Here is a 4,142-nt window from a genome sequence, read left to right as displayed (position 1 = left end):
GGGCAACTGGCCAGCTAGGTCTAAATATTTACTTCAACTTTTGGGGTACAGGTCAAACAGATCAATTCTATCAGTTTTTAGTTTAAAAAATTCAAATACAAAAGCGTTAAAAGCAGATACAGCTACAATTAATTGAAGAATAGTTACTCCAATATTGGATGATTTTATAGTTAAAAAGTTAAATAAATAATTTAAAAAGCCACTTGTAACTTACCTAATACAACAATAACTATAAAAAGCGCTATTAAAAATAAAATTCGGCCAGTCCAAAAATGAAACGGCTTTAGAAGACGTAAAGCCGATGAAATTACAGAATTAGAATCTTTAATTCTCCACAAATCTAAATATTTTAGTGTAAACTTTTTCTTTAATTTATTTCGTACTTCCCGTAAAAAGCTCGTTTTACCGGAACCCACTTACCATTTAAAAAAAGTCATTTTTTGTTCGCTAATCAAATTAGCAATAAAGTCAGCCTCAGCTGAAACATCTATATTTTTAAGCTTAATTGGATTAATTGTTTGTTGTGTCATTAGTTCCTCCTTTTCAAACAGATTTTTCTTAAAAATATTATACAAAATGTAAAGCAAGGAAAAGCCTATAAATAGCACTTATCGACTTAAATTTTATATTTAAAAAGATAATGGGTAATAAAATTTTTGATAAATATTTAGTAATTATTATACCTACCCTTAAAGGAAATTCTGTAAAATTAACACAATAATTATTATATTCAGGCAGTAAAGACAGTCTGGATTACTATCAGATGACACAAACTAATTCATAACGGAAAAACTCCTTTTACAGTGAAAAATTCTATTACATATTTTTAATTAGTTTGTTATCAATATTCAGGTACTAACGTATACAAAAATTGCTCTTTCAATTAAATTTAAGCCTCTCCCTCACTATGAGAACTTGCATAATCAGCCTACTCTTCCATTTTTTTCTGACTGTCTTCTAGTCCGCCTCATTAACTAATGGTTGCGAATGACATTCGCCACTAATTTCAAAATTAAAAAAATGATTTTGTATGCTACATAACCAACCAAAAGCATTAAATACACAAAAATCCCAATTGCAAAAACCAGTATCATTATTGGTAATAACATGTTTCTCTCCCTTTTGTATTACATTCTCTCTTTAAGTCTTGCACAGTTAAATACCGCCTACGTTGTATTTTACGGTTTTATTAAAGATAACACCTAAAAAATTCCCGATTAATATGACAATCAGTCACTGACTCCGACACTAGCTGCCTAATTAGACTTTTAAATTCAATCGTCAATCCAGACAGTTACTGGTCAAATGCATTATGACAGAACTGAGGGTGCTCCAAATAAACTAAAAAGCACGAGACCACATTGTCTCGTGCTTTCTACATAAATAGAACAGCGCCTGGCCAAATATTTTTGGTTAAATCCTCTAGTATCGACGCTGTTTATGATTGATATTTCCCGTTTAACAGTTCAATAAAACTTAGTTTGAACTTTCAACCAATTGAAACTTCATTTTCTGTACTACTGAACGACCACCAATTGAATTCACATAATTCAAAACATCAATAATTGACGCTCGATAATTGGTGGTATTATTTTGGCTAAAGAGCATCGGCTTTGCCGCGCCTTGGCTTGACGAACTAATATCGTCCATTAAATACTTATAATAAGCGCCATCATTATCAGCACCACCAACAGCCTTAGCAATAAAAGTTGGGTTCGATTGATTAGCAACCTGCGTCAAAACAATTCCTTTTGACTGCATCAAATTTAATTTTTGCCATTGATCATCGCCATGAACCAAACCATAGAGGGCAATCAGCCGATAAGCTAAATCATCGCTAGAACGAAAATCATCCTGAGTAAGCGTGTTGCTTAATGTTGAGGTTGAATTAAGAGAAGATGATGCTGATTTCGTATTGGAGTTCTCACTCAAACTAACATTAGCCTCCAGGTTTCCGGTACTAGCACTAGTTGCAGCACCTTGCTGGTTACCACTGGTAATAGCTGATTGGGTCTTTTGATTAGTGGAAGCGACGCTTTTTTTGCTAGAAGACTGGGCCGAACTGCTTTTCTTTTTAGTTATAAATCCAAGTTGTTGATTAGTTGGGTTTGTAACAGCATTAACAATAAAAGTAGTGGCCCCCAGTGTTAAAACGACAGTCACCACTGTCATTGTTAGCAAGATTTTTTTCTTTTTAAACATCTTGCAGACTCCTTAAATGCGTATTATCTCCTACACTTTAATCGCATCGCAACATAAATGTAACTGACGTATTGAGTATATAGCGATTGTTACTATCGGTCAACACTTATTTGACTATCTTAAATTTTTTTAACTTTTATCATAAAAAAAAGAGTCTGCAATTGCAAGCTCTTTTGCCAGACTATTTATTAATTTTATCTTCAATTACTTCTTCTACTTCTTTGAAAATGTAAAGCTTACTTAAAACATAATTTGAGATAATAACAAAGACGTTTTGAATGCCGTTCCAAATGAGATCATTCTGATGTAACAGATTAACACCAAACATCAGAATCAACCAACCAATCACACCAGTAACAATTCGTGCTAAGTAGAATTGCCAAATTTCACGAAATAATCCTGCTTTATTGCGCATTTCTGATTTAAAGACCCAAATTCGGTTTGTTACGTAGGCAAAAAATACTGCCAAAAACCAAGAAACCACATAAGCCAAAGTATAAGTCCAATGCAATACTGCGGAAAAGAGTGCATAAGTTACAACAGAAACAACAAAGGTTGCTCCGCCAAAAAAGAGATACAAAACAGTCTCTTCATACTTTTTATAAAAATCAATTATTCTTTCCATGATACTCCTCAATCAAATTCAGATACATTATAGTTGCAGCGAAAACAATCAGTTTTGCATTTAATCTGTTAATTTTCATTCATGATTCAAAAAAACATCTGATTATCAGTTGAAATACTCTGGCCAACGGTTGATTATTACTGAAACAAACAATTTTAAAACAAGTATTCATCAAACTTCATTTTACGAATTACTTGGTAAACTACCAAAGGACCCAAAATTCCACAAAGAAGTCCAACTATCCCTTGTAAATAGAGATTATCCAAACCAGCTTTTGCTAGAAAAATTCGACTTCCTGCAGTAAACATAATATGTAAAACATAAATAACCATTGATTTTTGGCCAATATAATCTACAGACCAATTATTAACATATTTAGCAAGATGGATAATAACAAAGATACCAATCATAGCTACAAAAAAAGAAAATACATTATGCCAAAACTTTGATAAATCTAACTCAAAATAAGCCACCTGTAGCAAAATAAATAAAATAAAATCAACAATTGGATTCATTTTATCCAAATAGTATCCTAAGCTAAGCACTTTTGTTCCTATTAAGAAAAACACAAAATAATAACCGATTCGCCAAAACTCCCAAAAGTTCAAAAAAGGCGAAATTCCAAAAAATAAGAACGAAAAAATTAATAATGAAAAGAATGGCCAATGAAACACATGGATAATCAAATAGTAGACAAGAAACATCCAAAAGAGATCATAAAGAAACCAAAATTGTGCGTAAGGGATCCATGGAAGCTGTAATGCATTTCCAATCCCCTGACCATTATTGGTACTTTTCGAAAAGACCTGCATGACAACGGCTTGAACAAAGCCCCAGATAAAGTAAGGAACAATCAAGGTACGTACTTTCTGACTAATTGCTTTTTTGGCGGGACGTTCAACCCAACGAACCGCAAAAATACCACTCAAAAAGAAAAATAATGGCATATGAGTACTATAAATAATTGAGTGCTGCCAATCATAATTTTGACTAGCCCCCCAAATACCGCTATCATGCAGTCCTAAAATCACATGCCCATAAACAACCAGTACAATACCGATAGCTTTGGCGACATCAATCCATTCAATTCTTTTTGTCATGCTTTATACTCCCAAAGATACTAAATCCATTATAATAATATATCATAAAATTAACTACTTATTTTAAATGAAATTTCAATGGTTCTTAATCTCAAATTTTCATATTAATTATCTTCATAATTTTAACAATAGGCAGATTACAAGTTTAATTCGAACAACCCCGAAAAACTTCTAGTGGCGTCTGGTAGTTATGTAACTTCATGGGTCGATTGTTG

Annotated in this window: 3 protein-coding genes; all 3 read right to left on the bottom strand. The window is 32.5% G+C overall.

Annotation, left to right across the window (positions count from 1 at the left end; genetic code table 11):
* Nucleotides 1-1,476: 1,476 nt before the first annotated feature.
* Nucleotides 1,477-2,202 (bottom strand): hypothetical protein, encoded by a 726-nt coding sequence (locus FEFB_RS07815; protein ID WP_047975687.1) that lies wholly within the window; start codon nucleotides 2,200-2,202, stop codon nucleotides 1,477-1,479.
* A gap of 181 nt (nucleotides 2,203-2,383) precedes the next feature.
* Nucleotides 2,384-2,827: a GtrA family protein gene (locus FEFB_RS07810; RefSeq protein WP_047975686.1), complete on the bottom strand. Its 444-nt coding sequence runs from the start codon at nucleotides 2,825-2,827 to the stop codon at nucleotides 2,384-2,386.
* Between the two features lie 155 nt (nucleotides 2,828-2,982).
* The gene (locus tag FEFB_RS07805) at nucleotides 2,983-3,927 is read right to left on the bottom strand and encodes an acyltransferase family protein (protein ID WP_047975685.1); all 945 of its coding nucleotides are present in this window, start codon (nucleotides 3,925-3,927) and stop codon (nucleotides 2,983-2,985) included.
* Nucleotides 3,928-4,142: the final 215 nt, after the last annotated feature.

Origin of the sequence: Fructobacillus sp. EFB-N1 (assembly GCF_001038455.1) — a bacterium.
Lineage (GTDB): Bacteria > Bacillota > Bacilli > Lactobacillales > Lactobacillaceae > Fructobacillus > Fructobacillus cardui.
The sequence above is the reverse complement of the archived record's forward strand: the minus strand, read 5'-3'. Positions and strand labels throughout refer to the sequence as shown.